General features: G+C 68.4%; 28 protein-coding genes. 15 read left to right on the forward strand and 13 right to left on the reverse strand.

What is annotated here, in order from left to right:
* Positions 1 to 5: 5 nt before the first annotated feature.
* From FHP25_RS24895 to FHP25_RS24950, 12 genes are all read right to left on the reverse strand, one after another.
* Complete coding sequence (locus FHP25_RS24895) at positions 6 to 515, reverse strand: hypothetical protein (RefSeq protein WP_147849682.1); 510 nt, start codon at positions 513 to 515, stop codon at positions 6 to 8.
* Positions 512 to 820 carry a hypothetical protein gene (locus tag FHP25_RS24900; protein ID WP_147849683.1) on the reverse strand — a complete coding sequence of 103 codons (309 nt, stop codon included), beginning with the start codon at positions 818 to 820 and terminating at the stop codon, positions 512 to 514. The genes FHP25_RS24895 and FHP25_RS24900 overlap by 4 nt, the downstream gene beginning before the upstream one ends.
* A complete protein-coding gene (locus tag FHP25_RS24905) occupies positions 817 to 3,036 on the reverse strand; it encodes a ParB/RepB/Spo0J family partition protein (RefSeq protein ID WP_147849684.1) in 2,220 nt (739 codons plus the stop codon). Before FHP25_RS24905 ends, FHP25_RS24900 begins: the two co-directional genes overlap by 4 nt.
* Positions 3,037 to 3,048: 12 nt before the next feature.
* The gene (locus FHP25_RS24910; protein ID WP_147849685.1) at positions 3,049 to 3,312 is read right to left on the reverse strand and encodes a hypothetical protein; all 264 of its coding nucleotides are present in this window, start codon (positions 3,310 to 3,312) and stop codon (positions 3,049 to 3,051) included.
* Positions 3,309 to 3,698, reverse strand: coding sequence for a hypothetical protein (locus FHP25_RS24915; RefSeq protein ID WP_147849686.1), 390 nt, complete (start codon positions 3,696 to 3,698; stop codon positions 3,309 to 3,311). Before FHP25_RS24915 ends, FHP25_RS24910 begins: the two co-directional genes overlap by 4 nt.
* Positions 3,695 to 3,919: a hypothetical protein gene (locus FHP25_RS24920; protein WP_147849687.1), complete on the reverse strand. Its 225-nt coding sequence runs from the start codon at positions 3,917 to 3,919 to the stop codon at positions 3,695 to 3,697. Before FHP25_RS24920 ends, FHP25_RS24915 begins: the two co-directional genes overlap by 4 nt.
* A 12-nt stretch (positions 3,920 to 3,931) precedes the next feature.
* Positions 3,932 to 4,261, reverse strand: a complete 330-nt coding sequence (locus FHP25_RS24925) for a hypothetical protein (RefSeq protein WP_147849688.1) — start codon at positions 4,259 to 4,261, stop codon at positions 3,932 to 3,934.
* Positions 4,258 to 4,632, reverse strand: a complete 375-nt coding sequence (locus FHP25_RS24930; protein ID WP_147849689.1) for a hypothetical protein — start codon at positions 4,630 to 4,632, stop codon at positions 4,258 to 4,260. The genes FHP25_RS24925 and FHP25_RS24930 overlap by 4 nt, the downstream gene beginning before the upstream one ends.
* On the reverse strand, positions 4,629 to 4,898 hold the full coding sequence (locus FHP25_RS24935; RefSeq protein WP_147849690.1) for a hypothetical protein: 270 nt from the start codon (positions 4,896 to 4,898) through the stop codon (positions 4,629 to 4,631). Before FHP25_RS24935 ends, FHP25_RS24930 begins: the two co-directional genes overlap by 4 nt.
* 253 nt (positions 4,899 to 5,151) lie before the next feature.
* Positions 5,152 to 5,454 carry a hypothetical protein gene (locus FHP25_RS24940; RefSeq protein WP_147849691.1) on the reverse strand — a complete coding sequence of 101 codons (303 nt, stop codon included), beginning with the start codon at positions 5,452 to 5,454 and terminating at the stop codon, positions 5,152 to 5,154.
* Positions 5,455 to 5,622: 168 nt separating this feature from the next.
* Positions 5,623 to 6,165 carry a hypothetical protein gene (locus FHP25_RS24945; protein ID WP_147849692.1) on the reverse strand — a complete coding sequence of 181 codons (543 nt, stop codon included), beginning with the start codon at positions 6,163 to 6,165 and terminating at the stop codon, positions 5,623 to 5,625.
* A gap of 47 nt (positions 6,166 to 6,212) precedes the next feature.
* Positions 6,213 to 6,854, reverse strand: a complete 642-nt coding sequence (locus FHP25_RS24950) for a helix-turn-helix domain-containing protein (RefSeq protein ID WP_178133765.1) — start codon at positions 6,852 to 6,854, stop codon at positions 6,213 to 6,215.
* A gap of 75 nt (positions 6,855 to 6,929) precedes the next feature.
* On the opposite strand from FHP25_RS24950, the gene FHP25_RS24955 reads away from it, so the two are divergent.
* Genes FHP25_RS24955 through FHP25_RS24995 form a run of 9 tightly spaced genes read left to right on the forward strand, consistent with a single transcriptional unit; the run spans position 6,930 to position 11,547 of the window.
* A complete protein-coding gene (locus FHP25_RS24955) occupies positions 6,930 to 7,214 on the forward strand; it encodes a helix-turn-helix domain-containing protein (RefSeq protein ID WP_178133766.1) in 285 nt (94 codons plus the stop codon).
* Positions 7,214 to 7,699 carry a hypothetical protein gene (locus FHP25_RS24960; protein WP_147849695.1) on the forward strand — a complete coding sequence of 162 codons (486 nt, stop codon included), beginning with the start codon at positions 7,214 to 7,216 and terminating at the stop codon, positions 7,697 to 7,699. Before FHP25_RS24955 ends, FHP25_RS24960 begins: the two co-directional genes overlap by 1 nt.
* Positions 7,696 to 8,952: a thioredoxin domain-containing protein gene (locus tag FHP25_RS24965; RefSeq protein ID WP_147849696.1), complete on the forward strand. Its 1,257-nt coding sequence runs from the start codon at positions 7,696 to 7,698 to the stop codon at positions 8,950 to 8,952. The genes FHP25_RS24960 and FHP25_RS24965 overlap by 4 nt, the downstream gene beginning before the upstream one ends.
* Positions 8,949 to 9,287, forward strand: a complete 339-nt coding sequence (locus FHP25_RS24970) for a hypothetical protein (protein WP_147849697.1) — start codon at positions 8,949 to 8,951, stop codon at positions 9,285 to 9,287. The genes FHP25_RS24965 and FHP25_RS24970 overlap by 4 nt, the downstream gene beginning before the upstream one ends.
* On the forward strand, positions 9,284 to 9,586 hold the full coding sequence (locus FHP25_RS24975) for a hypothetical protein (protein WP_147849698.1): 303 nt from the start codon (positions 9,284 to 9,286) through the stop codon (positions 9,584 to 9,586). Before FHP25_RS24970 ends, FHP25_RS24975 begins: the two co-directional genes overlap by 4 nt.
* A complete protein-coding gene (locus FHP25_RS24980) occupies positions 9,583 to 9,795 on the forward strand; it encodes a hypothetical protein (protein WP_147849699.1) in 213 nt (70 codons plus the stop codon). Before FHP25_RS24975 ends, FHP25_RS24980 begins: the two co-directional genes overlap by 4 nt.
* Positions 9,795 to 10,907 (forward strand): CHC2 zinc finger domain-containing protein, encoded by a 1,113-nt coding sequence (locus tag FHP25_RS24985; RefSeq protein ID WP_178133767.1) that lies wholly within the window; start codon positions 9,795 to 9,797, stop codon positions 10,905 to 10,907. Before FHP25_RS24980 ends, FHP25_RS24985 begins: the two co-directional genes overlap by 1 nt.
* Positions 10,904 to 11,158 carry a hypothetical protein gene (locus FHP25_RS24990; protein ID WP_147849701.1) on the forward strand — a complete coding sequence of 85 codons (255 nt, stop codon included), beginning with the start codon at positions 10,904 to 10,906 and terminating at the stop codon, positions 11,156 to 11,158. Before FHP25_RS24985 ends, FHP25_RS24990 begins: the two co-directional genes overlap by 4 nt.
* A gap of 2 nt (positions 11,159 to 11,160) precedes the next feature.
* Entirely contained in the window at positions 11,161 to 11,547 is a 387-nt protein-coding gene (locus tag FHP25_RS24995) for a hypothetical protein (RefSeq protein ID WP_147849702.1), read from the forward strand.
* Here FHP25_RS24995 and FHP25_RS25000 read toward each other — a convergent pair.
* Positions 11,544 to 12,065: a thermonuclease family protein gene (locus FHP25_RS25000; protein ID WP_147849703.1), complete on the reverse strand. Its 522-nt coding sequence runs from the start codon at positions 12,063 to 12,065 to the stop codon at positions 11,544 to 11,546. The two genes, FHP25_RS24995 and FHP25_RS25000, sit on opposite strands and share 4 nt — an antisense overlap.
* A 327-nt stretch (positions 12,066 to 12,392) precedes the next feature.
* On the opposite strand from FHP25_RS25000, the gene FHP25_RS25005 reads away from it, so the two are divergent.
* The 6 genes from FHP25_RS25005 to FHP25_RS25030 all read left to right on the forward strand — a co-directional run bounded on the left by FHP25_RS25005 (position 12,393) and on the right by FHP25_RS25030 (position 20,219).
* Complete coding sequence (locus FHP25_RS25005) at positions 12,393 to 14,288, forward strand: hypothetical protein (protein WP_147849704.1); 1,896 nt, start codon at positions 12,393 to 12,395, stop codon at positions 14,286 to 14,288.
* Positions 14,289 to 14,494: 206 nt separating this feature from the next.
* On the forward strand, positions 14,495 to 15,343 hold the full coding sequence (locus FHP25_RS25010) for a hypothetical protein (RefSeq protein ID WP_147849705.1): 849 nt from the start codon (positions 14,495 to 14,497) through the stop codon (positions 15,341 to 15,343).
* Between the two features lie 457 nt (positions 15,344 to 15,800).
* Positions 15,801 to 16,475 (forward strand): hypothetical protein, encoded by a 675-nt coding sequence (locus FHP25_RS25015; protein WP_178133768.1) that lies wholly within the window; start codon positions 15,801 to 15,803, stop codon positions 16,473 to 16,475.
* Entirely contained in the window at positions 16,472 to 18,430 is a 1,959-nt protein-coding gene (locus tag FHP25_RS25020; protein ID WP_147849707.1) for a phage terminase large subunit family protein, read from the forward strand. Before FHP25_RS25015 ends, FHP25_RS25020 begins: the two co-directional genes overlap by 4 nt.
* Before the next feature lie 5 nt (positions 18,431 to 18,435).
* On the forward strand, positions 18,436 to 18,642 hold the full coding sequence (locus FHP25_RS25025; RefSeq protein ID WP_147849708.1) for a phage head-tail joining protein: 207 nt from the start codon (positions 18,436 to 18,438) through the stop codon (positions 18,640 to 18,642).
* Between the two features lie 5 nt (positions 18,643 to 18,647).
* Entirely contained in the window at positions 18,648 to 20,219 is a 1,572-nt protein-coding gene (locus FHP25_RS25030; protein ID WP_231712465.1) for a phage portal protein, read from the forward strand.
* Positions 20,220 to 20,223: the final 4 nt, after the last annotated feature.

A 20,223-nucleotide genomic window follows, 5' to 3' on the forward strand; every position in this document is an offset into this window, starting at 1 on the left:
TTTGGTCACAGCTGGTCGTCGGCGTCCTCGCCGAACATGTCCTGGTAGACCTTCAGCTCGGCGCGCAGCGCCGCGAGCGCGCCCGCCTGATGCGCGATCGTTTGCGCGCGCGATGCAGCCAGCGCGCGGTACGCGTCGGCCTGGGCCCGCGCCTGCTCGGCGGTGAATAGGGCGTAGCTGTAGCTGCTGAGCTCGACCGCCACGCGGTTGCCCTGTCCGACGGCCTGGCGGACCGCGAACAGGCCATCGGCCCGCAGCAGGTCGAGTGCGCGGCGGCAGGCCTCGAGGCGCTCGGCCCACACGGCATCCCAGCGCGGGTCGCCGGTCGGTGGGCCGTCGCCGTCGGCCATCTGCCACCAGATACCCAGCTCGGGATCCGCGAGCACGATGCGCAGCAGCACCGCGTCGGGCTCCATGCTCGTGGCGATCGCGTCGGGCAGGTACGACAGCAACATGGCGGCTTCGGCTGCCCGCGCCGCCTGCAGGCAGGCGATATCGAAGTGGTCGGCGGTCATCGCTTGGGATCCGCGGCCTTGGCGGGCCAGCCTTCGACGGTGCGCTCGATGATCCAGATGCCGATCTCGCGCACCTTCTCGCGATGGAGATCCCGGGCCGACCGTATCGGCTGGCCGTGCGCTCGGCACCATGTCTCTATGGCGCACGCCAGCGCGCCCGCGACGCCGCCGATGGCCACCTCGAGCTGATCGACGGGGTGACCGAGCAGCGTGCTGCTGCGCTGGATGGCGTAGACCGTATCGGCGCCTGCCTTGCGCATGAGGTCGTGCCGGACATGCACCGGCTCGCGCTCTGCCTCGCTCATGCCGAGGCACCTTCTGCCTGGGCGCGCCGCGAACGGCGTTCGCCGGCCGGCTCGGGATCGGGCAATTGCTTGTAGTGCGTGAAGGCCTTGTCGAAGGCCGCTTTGTCGAGGATCCGCATCTCGGGCGGCACCCACTCGGCCGCCGGCGGCAGCTGCTCGCCGCCGGGCTTGTCGGCCTCCTCGAAGCGGGCGGCGATCGCGGCGCGCAGCTGCGTCGTGCTCTTGGGCAGCGGGTCGATACGCAGGCCCCGGGCCAGGACCTCGAGCCGGGGCTTGCGGCTGCCGGCCAGCCAGGCCTCGGTCGGCCGCCATACGCTGCGCATGTCGATGCCGAGGTGCTGGGCGAGCGCCACGTCGAACGCATCGTGGTGCGGCGCGACGCTGGCGGCGTAGCCGACATAGTAACCGCAGCGGTCGGCGATCAGCGTGGCGAAGATCTGCAGGCGCTCGTCGCGGGTCTTGCCGCGCAGCCACGTCCAGATCGCCATCGGCGGTGGCCCCGACCATTCGGACCATGGGCGGTTGACCTGGTCCGGATCGCGATCCAGCACGCCCGCGTCGTCAGCCTCGACGTCATCGGCGACATCGTCGTCGTCGTCAGGCTCGCTGACTGAGCCGCCCCGCGCCTTCTGCGCCTTGGCCGCGGCGACGATCTCGGCATAGAGCGCCTGCATGCGCCTGGCCTGCGCGGCGCCGCGGCGCGTGTCCTCGCTGCCGTAGCTGGCATCGCCGATCTTCACCTTCGATACGATGCCCAGCATGCCGACGATGGCGAGGCAGATCGCCGTGTCACCCTCGTCGCGGCAGCCCACGCGCACGATCGCGTCCTGCAGGTGCGCCGTCTTCTCGCCCTTGGTGCGGATCAGCAGGCTCTTGGTGTAGGGCTCCGGCTCCGGCTTCTCGGTGGCCGCGGAAGCCTTGCTGCTGCTCTTGGTGTTGGCGCTCCTGCTGGCTGTGCCGCTGTCGCTGGTCCTCTCCAGCAGCCCGTCATGGACCTTGATTTCCCAATCGTGCTCGATCTCGATCACGGCGCCGGCGCGAGACAGGTCCTTGGCGCGACTGGTGTTGTAGTCGTACGAGTGGAAGTACTGATGCTTGTGGGCGTTGACCACCTTCACCCACGCGCGCTGCGTGCGAAGCTCGGTGGCCTTGGCCTCGGCAGCCGCGAGCTGCAGCTTCTCGAACTGCTTGGCGTCGGTGAACCACGCCTCGCCGTCATTGTCATCGCGAACGATCTCACCGTCATAGGCCTGGCGGTCGAACAAGGCCCGCGACACCGGATACCAGCTGCCGGTGATTTCCTCCCTGATGGCCTCGGCGTCCCACTTCTCGCCCCATTCGTTCTGTGCGTCGGTTTTGATGGTCGCTACGATCTGTGCCTGTTGCTTCATCGGCGCCTTGGCCAGCTCGCGCGCCATCTCGACGCTGATGACGCCTTCGGTCAGCGCGCGCTTCGCCGGTGCCGTCAGCTTGGTGGCAAGCGCGAGGCGCTGCTGCACGAAGCGCTGTGTACGGTGCACCGTCTCGGCGATGCGCGTCGTCGTCCATGTCGTCGGATCCAGCTCATGCAGCTCGGCGAAGGCCTCGGCTTCCTCCATGGGCCTCAGCTCGACCCGCTGCAGGTTCTCGACGAGCGCCAGGGCGCGCACGTGGGGTTCGTCGCTGTTGAGGACGCGGACCGGGATGTTCGGCGCCTTCGGATCCCAGCGGCCGACCTCAGCCAGGCGCATGAGGGCGCGCTGGCGCCGGCCGCCGGCGGTGACCACGTGGAGGCCGTCCTTTCCCGGCGGTGCCGAGACCAGGTTCTGCAGGACGCCGTGCGTGGCAATGCTTTCCGCCAGTTCGCCAATCGTGTCGTCGTCGAAGGCCTTGCGGGGGTTCAGCGGGTTTATCGCCAGCTGGTCGAGCGACAGCATCCGCAGGGTGCCGCGCACATCCGTCGTGGCATCGATCACCTCCGCCGGAACGGACGCCGGCGCCGTGCTCGGGGTCGAGCGGCCGGCATAGAGGTCCTCGACGGTGATGCCCATCACGCCGGCAAGCTTCACGGCGCTGTCACCGTTGAGATTGTCCTTCTCGCCGTTGGCGATCTTGATCACGATCGACTTGTCGAGGTCGGCGCGGCGGGCGATCTCGTTGCGGCTGACATCGGGATGCGCCGTCAGCCACTCGACGACGGAACGCTGCAGCAGGCTCTTCCACTTCGGCTTGATCATGATGCTGTCCTCTCAGGCCGCGCGCGGCGGTTCGGGGGTCGGGGCGGAGGCAAAGCGGCGCTCGATCTCGCGGCCGGTCACGACCGCGAATCGCGCCGCGGCACGGTCGCCGATGCGGTCGGCGCGCGCGGCCGCGAGCAGGGCCAGGCTCTGCAGCGCCATGTGGGCATGTGACGGCGCCGTGTTGATCAGCGGCGCGACATTCGACGCCAGCCAGTACATCAGCGTCGCGCTCTCGCGCGTCGCGGCCGTGACGTGGTGCAGCTCGGGTTTCATGAGTCCTCCCTGGTGTTGAAGTGGGCTGCGAGGTAACCGCGGCGCGCCGGCCGGTCCGTCTCGTCGGCGCGGCCACCGCCGCGCACTTCCACTCCCGCCGTTGGCGGGAGTTTCTCCTCGCGGCGCGGCATGAGGCCGGCGAAGGCCTCGGCCTCGTCGGGGTCGGCGGCGAACTTCGCGAGCGGCAGCGCGGCGACGATGGCCTTGATGCCGTGGATGCCCCGGCCGGTGATCTGCAGGTCATGCGGCCAGGCGCGGCGATAGACGCCGGTCGGCTCGACGCCCTTGCCGTCGGCCCGCCGGCGCAGGTGCTCGACGAGCGCTTGGCCGCTCTCGAAGCGGGCGCGCAGGCGAACGGCGTTCGTCTGATAGGTTGCGTCGGTCATGATGGGCGCGCCGCCTGGCGGCGGGCCCGTCGGATGCAGGCGCGAAGGCCGCTGACGGCCTGCAGCGCGTCCTTGCCGCGGAGACCATCGGCCAGGCAGGTGCCGCCATCGCGTAGCGCCGAGCAGCCGCGCGTGGTGCCGCAGCACATGGCTTGCGCCACCAGCTCGACGGCGTTCCTCGGCAGGCCATCCTCATCGAGATTAGTGGGTGCGTCGGCCATGCGGATCCTCCTTCAGGCTGCCCGCGCGACCTTGCGCGCGGCGCGGCGCGCCTTCGTCTCGGCGTGCGGTCCGATGCCGTACAGGCCGAGCTTCCAGAAGCGGGTCGCGAGCGTGTTGGGGTTGATCCCGAAGTGCTGGGCCGTCTCGGCCTTGGTCCGGCCGGGCTCGGCCATGTACCAGGCGAACATGCGGCGCGTTTCCTCGTGGTGCCGATCCTTCAATGCGGCGCGGCGCAGCGACCTCGTGCGATCGCGGCGAACGTCAAGCGCGGAGAGCTCGCGGTCGATGATGGCGACGATGTCGATCACCTGCGGCTCATCGTCATGGGCGCGGTCGGTCATGCGCGTGACTCCTGGCGAGCCTGGATGCGGAACACCGGCCGCAGCGGCTTGAGCTTGGTGACGCGATGCGCGCGGCCGACGCCGTCGCGCGACGCCGTGCGTCGGCGCGCCAGCTCGCGGGCGCGGTCGGCGTAGAGCGCGATCTCGTCGGCGGTGAAGCCGGCGGCCGCGATATGGGCCTCGGTGCAGGCTCCGTCGGCGGCGGCGCACTCGGTCATCACCAGGGCCATCAGGCGCGCCAGGCCGGCCGCGTCGTGCGGCGCCTCGACCCGGCGGCCACCGACCTGCAGGGTGCGGGCGGTCGGCTGCTCGTGCCAGCCGGCGTACCAGAGCGCGTCGGGGATCTGCACGTCCGCCTGCCACTCGGTCATGGCGCGGCCTCGGCTGCGCGGATCGCCTCGCGTGAGCCGATCCAGAGGAGCCCGGTATCCCGCTCGAAATGCGAGGGCAGCGGATCGTCGGGCTTGAATTTAGTCGACAAGGTTGTCGCGACCGCGTCCTTGGACACCGGCATGTGGGTCGCGAGGCCGTCGATGCTGACGCGCACTGCAATCATGACCGTACGGGCGCCGCCTTCGTTCAGGAAACGCTGGGCGTCCTGCACGGTGCGGCCGAACTGCGGAGGGGCGACCGTCATCGCAGGCGCGCCGTCCAGCGCGGCAGGTGGATGGCCAGCCAGCGGCAGATCATGCCGATGCCGGTGACGAGGCCGATGAGGGCGAGCGCCGTGTCCATGGGTCACAGCCCTCGGCAGCGGCGCCAGCGTGGGCAGCCGTTGATCAGGCACATCTTCGAACCGCAGTGCGGGCGCGGCTCGAGCAGGGCGCGCAGGCGCGCGTGCAGGTTCCGGACGCGATCGAGGAGCGCGAGAAGGCGGCGCGTCATGGTCATCACCGCGCCGTCGCCAGCTGCGCCAGCGCGCCGAACGCGACCTGGCCGGCGTCGGAGACGCCGTCCAGCGCATCGGTGAGCGCGACGCGGTCGCCCGTGGCCAGGGCCAGGTCGAGCGCCCTGGTCGCGTCGCGCAGCAGGGCGCTCAGCTTGCTCACCTCGAGCGCCAGGCGCTGGCCGGCCTCGGTCTGCGGCCAGGGGCCGATCAGCAGCGCGATGCCCGGGCGGGCGTAGGCCGGCACGTGGCGAACGGCGTTCGCCACGGCCGGATCGACGAGGAGACGGGGCAGGGTGTCAGGCATTGGCAACCTCGCGTTTAAGGTTTCCACTATGGTTGCCAGAATGGCAACTCATTGGCAACGAGAAAGTTGCCGGAATGGAAACGGAACGAGATTACGGCAGCTTCAGCCGCTGGCGGCGGGCTGGTGTCTAGTCTTTTGTCGGCGTGAGGCTAATACAACCGGCGCGATTCAGACGGTGCCCTGGCGCCACAGGGTCTCGGCCAACTGCAGGCAGAAGGCATCGAATTCCTGCTGGTCACGGACGAACTTGTGCACGCCGGTCTTCGACCGGATGCGCCAGCCGGCTCCTTCCGAGGTGATCTCGACGCCTTCGCGCTGCAGGAAGGCGCGGGCATCAGACGCGGTCATCGGCGCGGCGGTCGGCCAAGTGCTGGTGTGCGCGGTCCGTGCGTCCGGCGAGGCTTCGGCGTTGGCTGCGCTCGGCGCCGCCGGCGCCGCCGCCTGGTGGTGAGCCAGCCGGCCGAGATAGTGCAGCTGATCAACGATCGCCTTGACGCCGTCGGCTTCAGCCTTGGCCTGCTGCTCGCGCGCCTGCCGCACGGCGCCGGCGATGTTGCCACCGGCCAGCAGCACACAGCCCGACAGGAAGAGCGTGCCGGTCAACATCAGGTCGGGGATGCTGGCGATGCCCTTGTTGGCGATGGCATTCATCGTCGCCATGAAGCCCCATGCCAGTGAAAGGCAGATGAGGATGATGCCGGCGGGGAGCATGGACAGGCTCTTTTTTTGAGAGGACGTCGTTTGCAAACGCTACAGGATCAAACCAGCTTGCGGTAGTGATCGACGGCAACACCGACGATGTGGCCACGGTTGTCGGACGTGATCGTGAGCGTGGGCCAATCGCTGTTCAACGGCACCAGCTCGACCACCTGCTGGCCCGGGCGGCCGGCGCTCTTGAGGCGGTAGCGCTTGAATGTCGCCTGCTGGTCGCGCTCGAGCTTGGCTACGACGTAGCGACCGGGCACGGCTTCCATGTCGGGGTCGACGATGATCACATCGCCCTCGCGAAATTCGGGCAGCATGCTGTCGCCCTCGATACGCAGCGCGAAAGCGCGGGGACCGACCTTGCGCCAGGTCGGCACATGCTCGACGACGGGGTGGGGGTCGGTGACCTCCGTCCAGTGGCCGGCGCGCACCGAATCCAAAAGCGGCACCATCTGGGCGGGGGTTATCTCGCGGTCATCGGGGGCCGTGCCGGGCGGCTGCAGAAGCTTGTCGGCGGTCGTGTCGAGCGCGCTCGCGAGTCGGCGAAGCCAGGGCACGGTCAGGCCACGCTGGCCGCTCTCCAGCCGCGAGACCTGTCCCTTGGTCGTGCGGGCACCGGCGGCGAGCTGCTCCAGGGTCAGGCCGCGGAATTGCCGCCACGCGCCCAGGTAGTTGGTCGGCTTCGGTTTGGCCATGCCCCAGTGTTGCCGGGTTGGCAACGTTTGGACAGACGCCAACATGGCAACTAAATCTTGACTGAGGTTGCCAATATGGCAACCATAGGCGCCGCCATGCCAAGCCTAGCCGACCACCTCGCCCAAACCCGCGAAAAGCAGGCCGCGTTCGCACGCCGCGCCGGTCTCTCCCGTGCGCAGCTGAGCCGCGTGCTCAGCGGCAAGCGGCCGCCGACTGTCGATGTTGTGGACAAGGTCGAGGCCGCGACCAACGGCGTGGTCACGGCCAACGACCTGTTCGCCGCGTACAGGGCAGCGCGCGCCGCCCTGCAGGCGGGGACCGGAGCAGGCGAGGCTATGCCCATCATGGAGGGCGGCTGATGTCCGTCATGCTGGAATTGTCGCGCAGGCCTGCGGATGGCGCACCATCGGCCGACGCTGTGCCCGGCGAGGATGTCATCCGACAGCGCGTGGCCGACGGCCTGCGGCTCTATGTCGGCACCGGACGCCGGTACTCGATGCGGGCTGTGGGCGAGGCAACGCGGATCCCGGAACCGACGCTCAAGGATTACCGCAGCGGCGCGATCGTGATGCCGGTGTCGCGGTTCGTGCAGCTGGCAGCGGTGCTGCCCGCTGGCTTCGCTGACCAGGTGCTGGCGCCGGCCGGCCTGGCGGTGCTCGACCGCGCCGGCGAGCGCGCCGCCGACGATCATGCCCTGGCTGCCGACGTCGCGACGGCGTTGCAGGGGCTGGCCGAGGCGCTGCGCGACGGCCGCATCGATCACCGCGAGCGCGCCGTGCTGGCGCCGCTGGCGCGCGACATCGGCCAGCAGCTGCTGGCCTTCGCCGAGGGCGCGACATCATGAGCACCAACCTGCCGCGCCTGCTGCGCGATGTCGGCCGCGCGCTGTCGGGCCAGCTCGAGGCGCTGCGCCGTGACATCGCGGCACTGCATTCGATGGAGGGCATGAAACGTAAGCCCCGCCGCGTGGAACGGGCCGTGCCGAAGCGCCAGCCGCACGCGCCGCGCAAGGCGCGCCAGCAGCGGCCGATCGCCTGGCTCGACGAGGCGCGCCGGCTCTACGAGGCCGAGGGCCTGGACAAGCGCGACATCGCGCGCGCGGTCGGCGTCACGCCCGAGCGTATCCGGCAGGTGATCAAGAAGTTCAAATGGCGCGCGGCGCGGCCACCGGCTGTCGCCCGGGCTGAAGCGCCGGTGCCCGAGCGTCGGCCTCGGACCGGCAAGAAATCGGCGGCGGGTGGCTCTGCCCGTAAGGGCGAGCAACCGGCGGAGGATGGAGAACGGCTGGCTGTCGCTGCAGCGGCTCCAGCGGCATCCGAAGCCGGCCCGGCTACGCCCACCGCCGAACGTCATGCCAGAAAGCGCGGGCCCGGGACGGGCGATCCCGCCACCCAAGAGGTAGCCCCGGCCGAAGTGAAAGGCTCGGCGCCTATTCGCAAGATCGCCGGCGGCGTGGGAAGGACGCAGACACGCCTGACGGAGAAGGCCCCTCGCGGCGCGGCGCGCCGGGACCGGGACGCTTTGGTGGCGCGCGGATCGCGCCACACCGAGCAATCGGGTGCTGGTAGTGCAGGGGATGCCGGTGTAGCGCCCGGCCCGGCGATGCTGACGCGACAGGCCGAGAAGGCCGAGCGCGATGCGCGGTTCCGCGCGATGTGGGAGGGCGGGACCTCCTATAGCGAGCTGCGCGCCGCGTTCGGCCTGGTCAGCCATCATGCTGTGCTGATCAAGGCCGTGAAGATGGGCCTGGCGGCGCGGCCGGGCGAACGGCCACCGGTGGCCGGCCGGCGCACATCCAGCAGCATGGTGATGCTGCTGGAGAAAAGGCGCGCCGACGAGGAGCGGCTCGCCGCCGCGACGTCGACTTCGGACGTTGTGGCCGCGGCCAGGCTGTACCTGCAGCGCAAGGGCGTCGTGATCTACGCGGCCTCGGTGGTCGACGGCCCCGCGGCCGCACCCGAGACGCTGAAGGTCGATGGCCGCGCGATGTCGCCACAGGAAATGGTCGGCATCGCGGTCAAGCGCGGGTTCGATCCCACGCAGATCCAGCCGCTGCTGCGCCGGTCGACGACTGAAGCCGCGGTGGCGGCGTCATGACATGCGAGCCTTACACCGTGCGTGTGCGGCACGGGCTGGAATTCACGGACGGCCGGCCGATCGGCGTGGTGTACTTGGTCGACCGGCGCGATCCGCTGGTTGAGATCACGCACGCGCTGCCGGTCTGCGAGGCGCATGTCCTGGCGTCCGCCCTGTGCTTTGCGTCGGCTATCGGCATGGACCCGGTCAGAGCGCAGGTCCGCGACCGCGACGGGCATGTCATCGAGGTGACGATGCCGGAGGCCGCGGTCGCGCCGGCGGTCCTTACGATCTACCGGCACGCCGACGCGGCCTCCATCCTGGCAGCCGGCAGTCATCGCGAGGCGTCGGCATGAGCAGCCCGGCGCCAATTCTCGAAGTGTCGCGCTCGCATGACGGCTACGTGCTGATCATCGACGCGGCTGGCACGCTGCAGTGGCGGTTGAAGCCATGGGCGGCGGAACGCCTGGCGCAGGCGATCACGTCCGATTTCGTCAGCAATGCGAATGTCTGCTGGGGATTGACCGTGGTCGGTTGCGACGACGCGAACGTGACACATCAGTTCGCCTGGCCACGTCATCGCGCCGAGCAGGCCGTGCTCGACCTGGTCCGCAACGCGGCGCTGTGCCGCCTGCATCCAGGAGCAGAGCAATGACGCCGCCGCCCTCGATCCAGGCGCTGATCGACGCGGTGCCGCGCGTAGCGGTCGCCGCGGCCGCGGCGCGCCTGGCGCTGTGGTACGGCACGCCGGTCGTGCCCACGGTCGAGGGCAAGTGGCGCATTCGCGGCTGCGCGCTGAGCGACGACGAGCTGGTCGACCGCTACCGGCTCAAATGCGCCCGCATCTGGCAGGGGATCGGGTGATGCGCACCGACCGCCGATCCGAATACGCCGAACGCGCCGCGGCGGTACGCGAGCGGCTGCTGCCGTCCGAGGTGATCGGGCGAAGCGTCGCGCTGAAGCGGAAGGGACGCGACTTCGCCGGGCTGTGCCCGTTCCATGTCGAGAAGACACCGTCGTTTTGGGTGCTCAATGGCAAGCGCTTCTTCCATTGCTTCGGCTGCGGCTCGAACGGCGACGTGATCGACTTCGTGCAGCGCCACTACGGCAGGACGTTCGTCGAGGCGCTCGAGCTGCTCGAGGCTGAATCGGGTCTGCAGCGCCTGTCCACCATGACGGCGGCGCAGCGCGTGGAGCTGGATGAGGAGACGCGCGCGCGCCGCGCGGCACGCGAGGCGGCGGCACGGGAGGAGGCGGAGCGCAAGGCGCGCACGGTCAAGGGCATCGCGCGCGCGGTGCAGGCGATCGAGCGGGGCGGGCCGGTCGACCTGTACCTGCGCGGCCGCGCGCTGGTGCCGCCGGCGTCGTACGGCATCGGCGATCCCGACGTGAACGCCGGCTGGCCCACGGACCTCGGTTACCACCCGCGGGTCTGGCATCCCTATGCCCAGGCGCACCATCCCGCGATGGTGGCGGCGATTCGTGGGCCGGACGGTGCGCTGTGGGCCGTGCACGTGACGTTCCTGGTGTTGGCCGACCGCGGCGCCTGGCTCAAGGCGGCGTTCACCGATCCGTCTTGGAGCAAGCTGGTGTTCGGCAGCTTCGCCCGGGACAGTGCCGTCAGCGACAACAGGATCGGCGGCTGCATCAGGCTGGGCGAGCCGGCCGAGGCGATGACGGGCGGCGAGGGCATCGAGACGACGCTCAGCTGCATGCAGATCTGGCGCCGCGCCGGCATCTGCTTCGTCAGTTCGGGCAACATGCCCAATGTCGATCTCCCATTCGGCTGCAGGGATTTCATCTACGGCGCCGACAAGGATGTCAGGCGCCAAGGCGAGCGGTGGGCCTGGCGCGCGGCGCAGCGCAACAGCCTGGCGCGCCGCGTCGTCGTGCAGGTGCCGCGCCTGCTCGATCTCAAGTGCGACTTCAACGATGTCGTGCGTCGCGCGGCCGCGATGGAAGGCGAGGTGGCATGAACCATGACCCGGACATCGAGGCCGATGACCGCGTCTGTGTCGTCGGATGGCACAAGCGGCCGATCTTCATCCTGGCCGTGGGGTTCGACACGGCACCGCCCGCGATCTGCATCCACCTCGACGCGGACACGGCGTGGGGCTCCTTCCTTGGCTGCGTCAGCAGGGGCAGGCCGGTCACCTGTCGCTACGGCGAGCTGGAGCGCGGCTGGCATCCCGACAGGGGCTTCACGTTCTTGGATCCGGAGGATTAATCGTGGCGACACGAGAGGAAATCATCGCGGCCATCGAGACGGCCAAATGTCCATCGCACGAGCTCGATGAGCAGGTCGCGCGCCTTCTGGGCTGGACGCAACGGCGTGTCGGTCAGGTCGATGCCTGGTTTGATCTCGCGGGCCATATGCATGGCCGGCCGCCACTTTTCACCAAGAGCCTTGATGACGCAGCGCGTCTGATCCCGGTCGGCGCGTACTGGTTCGTCGGCGCGGGGAGGGAACAGCCTGGCGAGCCGCTCTATGGCGCCGTGATCATCGAGCCTGCCAGCGACCGCGAGATCGGCGGCGGCGAAACCGATGCCAGCGCCGCGTCGGCGCTGACCATTGCCGGCTTGAGGGCGCAGTGCCCGGCCACCACGCAGCACTAGGGCGCCAGCCACGCGCGCCACAGGCCGCGCCGATCGGCGCGTGCCTGGCGCTCGGCGGCGACATAGGCCGTGCGGATCTCGAGCGATGCGTTGCGCCCCATCGCGAAGGTCGTGAACAGGTAGGCCTCGCCGGCCGACAGCATGGTCAGGCTGAGATCCGGCGTGGCGTCTGTCGCGCAGCGGGCCACGACGCGGCAGTACCTGTCCCATTCGATCGGACGACAGGTGATCGAGCCGGGAAGCAGGTCCTCGAGCGCGACGCGCGAGCGCATGCCGGCCGGGTTCTCCAGCTTCGAGCGCGCATCGCGCAGCTCGGGCGCCTGGATGCCCCACAGCCTGACATCGGGCCAGCGCGTGCCGTCGGCGCGCAGCACCGCCAGCGTGTCCCCGTCGATGGCATGGGCCTCGCCGATCATGGAGGCGTCGGGCAGCGCGCCGCAGTCGCGGCCTGGCGGCGCGGCGGCCGACGACGTCGAGATCAGGGCGATGGTCGCGGCGGCGGTGAGGAGTTTTTTCATGTGGAACCTTGGTCGAGGAGGTTGCGCACCATCGGCGCCGGTCGACCGGCTTGCAACGAACCTTTGGTTGCAGGCCCGCGATGAGCCGCTTCCTCAAGGTATGCGAACGATGCGGCCAGCTCGGGCCCTACGGGCTTCCTGCAGCAGCGGGCCGACGGCTCGCATGCGTATCTGTGGGCATGCGAGGCACACAGCGATGAGGTCAGGGCAGCGGCCGGCCTGGCGCCGGTGGCCGCGGCGCAGCCGCCGCCGGCGAAGGCGGTGCATGTGCCGGGTGCCGCGGCGGCCGGGCGAGTTGTTCTAGCAGCGTAAGGGTGGTGAGGGATCGTGGCGGGGAGCAGCGACAACGATGGTGGCAAGAATGGCGCGGGACCGCCGCGCGACCCGCTCTATGCGCCCGACGATCTTGCGCAGCGATCGACGCCGCCGCCGGACGACAAGGAACCGTCAGATGATCGGCGGTCGATGCGAACGGCAGATGGTGTGTGGTTCTACGACGGGGCGCCAGATCCATGCCCGGTCAGAGCGCTCGGATTTGACGACGGCGTGATGCATTTCATTTCGGCGCGCCACGAGTACCGCAAGGTGTCTTCATCGTCGTTGCCGCGTGTCGGGGTCATAGCCGAACTGTTCGGTGGCGATATGAGCTGGCCGATGCGCCACTTCTGGCGGCTACCGAAGCGCGGTGGTGGGGGCATCCCTGTGGACACCGAGGCGCTCGCGGTCGAATTGATCTGGATGTGCGGCCAAGCCGGCCAGTTCGACACGTCTATCGCCCTGCGGGGGCCAGGCGTGTGGGATGGGCCGGATGGCGTGCCGATCGTGCATTGCGGCGACGTGCTGATCATCGGCGGGCGCCTGCAGCCGCCGGGCATGAAGATCGGGACGGCACTCTACAGGTCCTGGGCCGCGCAGCAGCGGCCGGCCACCGTGCGCGATGAGGCTGGCGTGCTGCGCTACGACCCGGCGTCCGCCGACGTCGGCCAGGCGCTCGTGACTGCGCTGGGCGAATGGCGTTGGTCCAACCCCAACACTGAACCGGAGCTGTTCGCCGGCGTCTTGGCCCACTCGATGCTGGGCAACGCCGTGCCGTGGCATTGTCATGTGTTCGTGCGGGCGCAGAGCGGCGCGGGAAAGTCCACCCTGCTGCGCCTCGCCGACGCGACACTTGGCGCCGGTTCGCACGGCGTGCTGAACAACGTAACGGCCGCCTACATCCAGTCGTCGCTATCGTTGCAGGCCCGGGCCATTTGCCTCGACGAGTATGAGAACGATACCGACGAAGAGCGACTGAGGCGGCTCACGGAAATGATCCGTCTCATGAGCGACACGGACGGCGGTCGCGGCGGTCGTAGCTCCGGCGGCGGAGACACGCGCGAGATCCGGCTGAGTGGCTCGGTGATCATGGCGGCCACCATGCGCGAGGCGATGCGACCACAAGATCTCAACCGCATCACCATGTTGCGTGCGCTGAAGCTCTACGATCAGGCGCCGGCCGACGATACAGAAAAGGCCGAGCGTGCCGCGGCAGTCGAGCGTATCGCGGGTCTGATCGATGACTTTGGCCGGCATTCGCCCGCCTTGCGCGCCCGTATGGTCGGCAGCGTCGGCCTTTATCGCGAGAATGCGCGGCGCGCCCGCGCCACCCTGATCGGCTGGGGCACCTCGCAGCGTGACGCGACGCAGCTCGGTCACCTGGTGGCCGGCTTCTGGACCCTGACGGGCGATGATCCGGCCGACGACGCGCTGTGCCAGGGCATGCGCAAGTACCTCGACCATCTTCCGGCGGCCGAAAGCGATGTCGACGACGACATGGACCCCGATGTGCGCGACTTGCTTAACGTCCTCTTCGCAACAGAAGACCACCTCACGTGGTCGGGCGGTTCCCGTCAGACGATCGGCCAGATCGTGGCCAGGGCCCGCGATGCGAAGGCGATCGACGCGCACCAAGCGCGCGAACGCCTGCCCCCTCTGGGGCTGCGGCTGATCAAGGGCGAGGACCACTGGGCATGGAGTGACGCTTGGCTTGCGGTCGCAAACACCAACAAGCACAAGGGCCTGCTGAAGATCTTCGAGGGTACGCCGTACCGGAACGGCAAGTGGGCGCAGGTCCTTGAGGATTGGGCCGCGACGTCGGCGCATCCCCCATTGCAGTACGCTGGAGTGAAGTCGCGAGGGCGAAAGATCCCCTCCGAATACCTCCCAACGCTGGACGAAACATGACCGGCCGGAACGCTCGTTCCGACGCCGTTCCGGCATCCGTTCCGGCCCAACCCTTTGTGCTGCGGCCCTTTTTCCCCGGATCGGAACGCCGGAACGCCATTCGGCCATCGCCATCACAGGCATGTGTGTGCGTGCGCGCGTGTGCTGCACACAGTCAAGAATAGCGTTCCACCGTTCCGATTCATCGTTTTAGTAAGGAGAGTCAAATGGGTAAGACCGGAACGAGTGCTGGAACGGTGTCGGAACGGGCGTTCCGGGTGACACGAGACGCGATGTATCGATGGATCCGCCGTCTCTATGGCGACGATCACGAGTCCTGGCTGGCGAGCAATGCTCGTCGCTACCGCGCGGCGCTCGCCCGGGCACAGCGCCGGGAGGCAGAGCGCGAAGCAATGTATGCCGAGATCCGGCGCGTCTATGGTCGCGGCGACGACGGTGCGCATCTGGTGCAGCGCGTGGTCGATGCGCGTCGGGCCGAGCTGGCTCGCACGAAGCAGACCCGCAAGCAGATGGCGGCCGCGGTGTGCAAGGTCGAGGCCAAGCGGGCACAGGACACGATCGACCTGCTGCACCGACGTGGCCAGATCGACGGGCGGCAGCAGCTGGCTGGCCTGTCCTATCGGCAGTGGTGGAATGACTGCGGCGGCTCGATGCCGTGCGCGCTCGACCAGTCGCGCATCGGCTCGGGCAGCGCCGATGGGCGCTCGCCAACGATGGCGCAGCTGCTAGCGGCAGAACGGCTGCGCGATGCCGCCCGTATCCTCGGTCTGATGGATGAGCGGATCGTGCGGCTTGTTGTGGTCGAGGGCCACACGATCGAGGACGTGGCACGGATGCTGTTCGGTCACGACGGACAGGTGAAGCGCGCGGACGCCCTGCATGCGGGTCAACGCCTCCGGCTCGCGCTCGATGCGTTGGCCGAGCATTGGTTTCCTCGGGGCCGTGGCTTCATGCGAGGCGATGAGGTCGATCGATCGGAGCAGACTGTGCAGCCTGGCGTGGTCGAGCCGGCGCGCGTCGTTCACGCCACGGCACGTCGCATCCACGTTGGTTGACAACGTCGAAGGTTACCGGCATCTTCCCGTCAGGCTTGAGAAGTGTGTCGAGCCAAAACGCCCGAGCGGGAAAAACCGCCCGGGCGTTTGCATTTGCGGCTTAGAGTTCAGTCTCCCTCGGCGCGTCGCGCATCGCGGCGCATGGCTCGGCCTGCATCAGACGCAGGTCACAAATCGAGGGCCAGAGCTAGTGATTGCCGCGACGTACCCCTAGGCCTAGGCCTCTGTCCTCGGTGCATGGCTCGGTCCGCGTCCGACGCAGGTCGCAAGTCGAGGGCCAGGGCTAGTGATTGCTGCGCCGCACCCCTAGGGCTTGGGTCCTTCCGGCACCTGCGCGAATACGGGGAGCTTGGGCGCGCGGGTTCGCTAGTCGCAGCGGTTTTTGGAAGCCTAAATATCTAAATAGGAAGCCTAAAGAGCTTCTTCAATCGGCCTAAAGTTCACTTCGGTGCTGGTCATGCACGCTGCTGTCAGTGATGTGATCAGCAAGGCCGAGTTCGCGCGTCGTCGCAACGTCTCGCCAGGCCGAGTGTCGCAATGGATCAGCAAAGGCAAGATCGGCGGCGATGCTCTTGTCGGCGAGGGCCGAAGCGCGCAGATCCGCGAAGCCGTCGCGTGTGCCCAGCTGAACCGGACGCTCGACGTCAACCAGCGCTACGGTAACGGTCTCTCCACGCGCCTGGATCTCCAGGCGCCGCCGCAGCTCGACAAGCCGGCGCCTGCAGTCGTCGGCGATCCAGGCGCGCCGCCGTCCAACCTGTACAACGTCAACGACCAGATCGCGCGCGAGCGGCTCATCCAGCTGCAGCGCGCCAACCGCGAGGCCGAACGCCAGGAAGCGATCGACGCCGGCCGGCTCACTGATGCGAACGCCGTTCGCCAGCAGGTCGGGCGCGAGATCGCGAAGCTGGTGAGCCACTTTGAGGGTGCGCTGGCAAACTTCGCGACGGCGCTGGCTGCCGAGTTCAAGGTGCCGCAGCGCGATGTGCTTCATCTGCTGCGCGCCGAGTACCGCAAGTTCCGTACCGAGGCCGCGGAAGCCGCGCAGGCCGCGGTCGATGACGAACCGGAAACGGTTACCGTTTCGACGGACGATCCGATCGCGGACGATGACGGGACGACAGCCGCATGAGGTGCACTATCGCCAACCCGGCCCGCCTGGTGCTCGCCGCGCTGGCTGTCGGGTTGGCGCCACCGCCACCGGTCGACTACCTTAAATGGGCCGAGGAGAACATCGAGTTCAGCAAGCGGGAAAGCCCGTTCGCAGGCAAGTATAACCGCAAGCTGTTTCCGTACTTTGACGAGATCCTGCGGGCGCTGTCGCCGGATGATCCGTGCCGTGAAGTGAGCCTGATGGGCTCGGCGCAGATCGGCAAGACGGTGATCGCCAACATCTTCACCGGCGGATCCATGGTGATGGATCCGTGCGACTTCCTCTTCACCCATCCGACGGAGGACAATGCGCGGCGCTGGTCGCGCCTGAAGCTGAAGCCGTTCATCCGCGGCACGCCAGCGCTCTCCAGGATCTTCCCGGAGAAAAGCCGCGACGGCGCTGATTCGGTTTTCCTGAAGGAACACCGTGACGGGCTCGGTGCGCTGCTGATCAGCGGCGCCAATTCGCCCGCATCGCTGTCGCAGGTTACCATGCACCGGCAGGTGCAGGACGATCTGGCCAAGTGGGAAACGAACGCCGCCGGCGATCCGGAGCTGCAGGCCAACAGCCGGTCACGCGCGGACGAGTTCGCGAAGATCTTCAAGTGCTCGACGCCGCTGGTGATGCCGGGGTGCCGGATCACCAAGAGCTTCGAGGCCGGCTCGCAGGAAATGCCCTATGTGCCGTGCCCACAGTGCCGGCACATGCAGGTCCTGGAGTGGGAGAACATGCTGGCCACCCTCGATCCGGATAAGCCGGAGGAGGCGCACTTCACCTGTGTGGCCTGCGGCTTCCCGATCGAGGAGCACCATCGCGCCGAGCTGCTCGCCGGCTTCGAGTGGCGTGCCCACAATCCCAAGGCAAAGCGGTATCACCGCAGCTTCTGGATCTGGAGCGCGTATTCGTACCTGCAGAGCTGGGCACGTATCGCGCGTGAGTGGCTCAATGTTCGCGGCGACAGCGCCGCTGAACAGACGTTCCTCAACGACACGGCCGGCAAGGCGCACCAGACCAAGGGTGAAGCGCCGCCATGGGAGAAGCTGCGGGATCGCGCCGCGGCGGCGCACTACACGAAAGGCACGATCCCGCACACCTACCTGGTGACCGCGCTCGGCATCGACTGCCAGGCCGATCGCGTGGAGTGGCAGCTGGTCGGCTTCGGCCGCGACTTCCGGCGCGCCGTGGTCGACTACGGAATCATTCCGGGTCATATCTCGGATGCGACATGCCGCGACCGGCTCGACGCTTTGCTTGCCCAGACGTGGCTTAACGAGGCTGGCCGGCGTGTCGGGATCGATCGTGCCGCGATCGACGGCAACGCCTGGACGGAGGATGTGTGGGACTGGGCGCGACGCCATCCGCGCTCGAAGCTGATCATGGTGCGCGGCCGCGGCGAGGACCACGCGGCGCGTATCGCCCGCGTGAAGCGGGAGCGCAACGACAAGACTGGCAAGCTGCTGAAGTACGCCGGCCGCTTCTTCAACTTCGGCGCCTCGGTGCTGAAGATGGCGCTGTACCGCGATCTGGCGAAGGACGATCCCTTGGCGAAGGGCTTCGTCGCCTTCCCGCGCGGACTCGACGACGAGTATTTCCGGCAGCTGACGGCCGAACGTCGCCAGCCGGTGAAACGTCTCAGCAAATACGGCTTCACGGTGTATCGGTGGGTGAAGGATCCGGCGCAGGCCAACGAGGCGCTCGACACGATGCTGCAGGCCGAGACGGCTGCGAACAACTGGGGCATCCGCGGTCTGCCCGACGCGATCTGGGCCCGGCTCGAGCAGGAGCGCGAGGGGCCGGCTGCGCCGGCCCAGGGTGACCTCGAGGACCTTATGAACGCGCCGCGCACGGCGACACCGCCGGCCGCGGCTACCGTATCCGAACCGCGCCGCTTCTTCCGCCGCCGCGGCGTCGGCCGCTCGAGCATGATGGGGTGACTGCGATGGCTTGGACGCAGACTGACGCCGACCGCATCCGCAAGGCCATCGCCCAGGGCGTGCTCGAGGTCGAGCACGACAACAAGCGCGTGCGCTACCGGAGTCTCGATGAGATGCAGCGCACGCTCACGATGATCGAAGGTGAGCTTGGTACAGCTGCCGGCAAGGCGCCTGTGCGGCAGTTCCGCTTCGTCTCGACCAAGGGTCTGTGATGTCCATGATGGCCAAGCCGCGGTATCGGGTCGCCGCCGGCAGCGCGCCGTTGCCGCGCCAGGCCTCGATCGATACTGGCCTGGAAGCTGGACGCACGGGCCGTCGCCTGTCGACATGGCTGCCGACGCGCGCACACGTCAACACGCTGATCGCGGGTTCGGGCGGCACTGTCCTGGCGCGGTCGCGCTACCTTGGGCGCAACAACGGCTATGCCGCCGGCGCGATCGAGGCGTGGGCGTCGGCATCGGTGGCTACCGGCATCATGCCAGCCTGGAAGGTCAAGGGCGCCCGGCAGCGGAAGAAGGGCCACGAGCTGTGGCGCGCGTGGACGGATGAGTCCGACGCCGAGGGCCTGACCGATTTCTACGGGCAGACGCGGCGTGCGTCGCGCGAGCTTTACATCGCCGGCGAGGTGTTCTTCCGCAAGCGGCCACGCCTGTTGTCGGACGGTCTGACGGTGCCGCTGCAGCTGCAGATGCTGCCGTCGGAAATGCTCGATCCCAACTTCACCACGACGGCGCCGAACGGCAATGCCATTCGCCAGGGTATCGAGTTCGACCGCATTGGCCGGCGGGTGGCGTACCATTTTTGGCAGGAGCATCCCGGCGACACGACGGTGTCGCTCGCCCGCAGCGGCGAACGGGTGCGGGTGCCGGCCAGCGAGGTGATCCACGTTCTCGACCCCGTCGAGGCGGGCCAGATCCGCGGTCTCACGCGCTTCAGCGCCGCCATGGTCAAGCTGTGGGTGCTCGACGGCTACGATGACGCGGAGCTGGAAAGAAAGAAGACGGCCGCCCTGCATGCCGGCTTCGTGACCCGGACGGATCCCGACGGCGATCTCTACGACAAGGCCGCGGAGGAGGCGGCGAAGGACGCTGACGGCATCGCGGTGCCGACGCTGGAGCCCGGGACGATGAAGGTCCTGCTGCCGGGCGAGGATGTGAAGTTCTCGACGCCCGCGGACTCTGGCTCCTCGTACGAGCCGTTCCAGTACCGGACGCTGCTGCAGGTCTTCATGGCGCTGGGGATCCCGTACTACGAGGGCACTGGCGACCTGAAGCAGGCCAACTACTCCAGCCTGCGCCAGGGCATGCTGAAGTTTCGGCGCAGCATCGAGGCGTTCCAGCATTCGGTGCTCGTGTTCCAGCTCTGCCGCACGGTGTGGCGTTGGTTCCTGGATGCAGCGGTTCTGGCCGGCGCCTTGGATCTGCCGGACTACGCCTCCAACCCGAAGCCGTACCTTGTCGTCGAGTGGATCCCGCCCAAGTGGGAGTGGGTCGATCCCTTCAAGGACATCAAGGCGGAAATCCTCGCGATCGTCGCCGGGCTCAAGGCCCGCAGCAGCGTCATCAAGGCGATGGGCGGCGACCCCGAGCAGGTCGACGAGGACCGCCGTGACGACCGGGATCGCGAGCAGAGCTTCGGTCTGTCGTCGAGCGCGCCCGGGATCGGCGATAATGGCGGACCGCCGATGGACGATGAGCCTGGCGCCGGACGCCAACTGAACGACAACCTGGCATCACTGATGCGCCTCGTTAAGGCGTTCAGTGCCGACGAAGCTTCCGCCGCCGCCTGACGCA

The organism is Vineibacter terrae, from assembly GCF_008039615.1.
In the GTDB taxonomy this organism is placed as follows: Bacteria; Pseudomonadota; Alphaproteobacteria; order Reyranellales; family Reyranellaceae; genus Vineibacter; species Vineibacter terrae.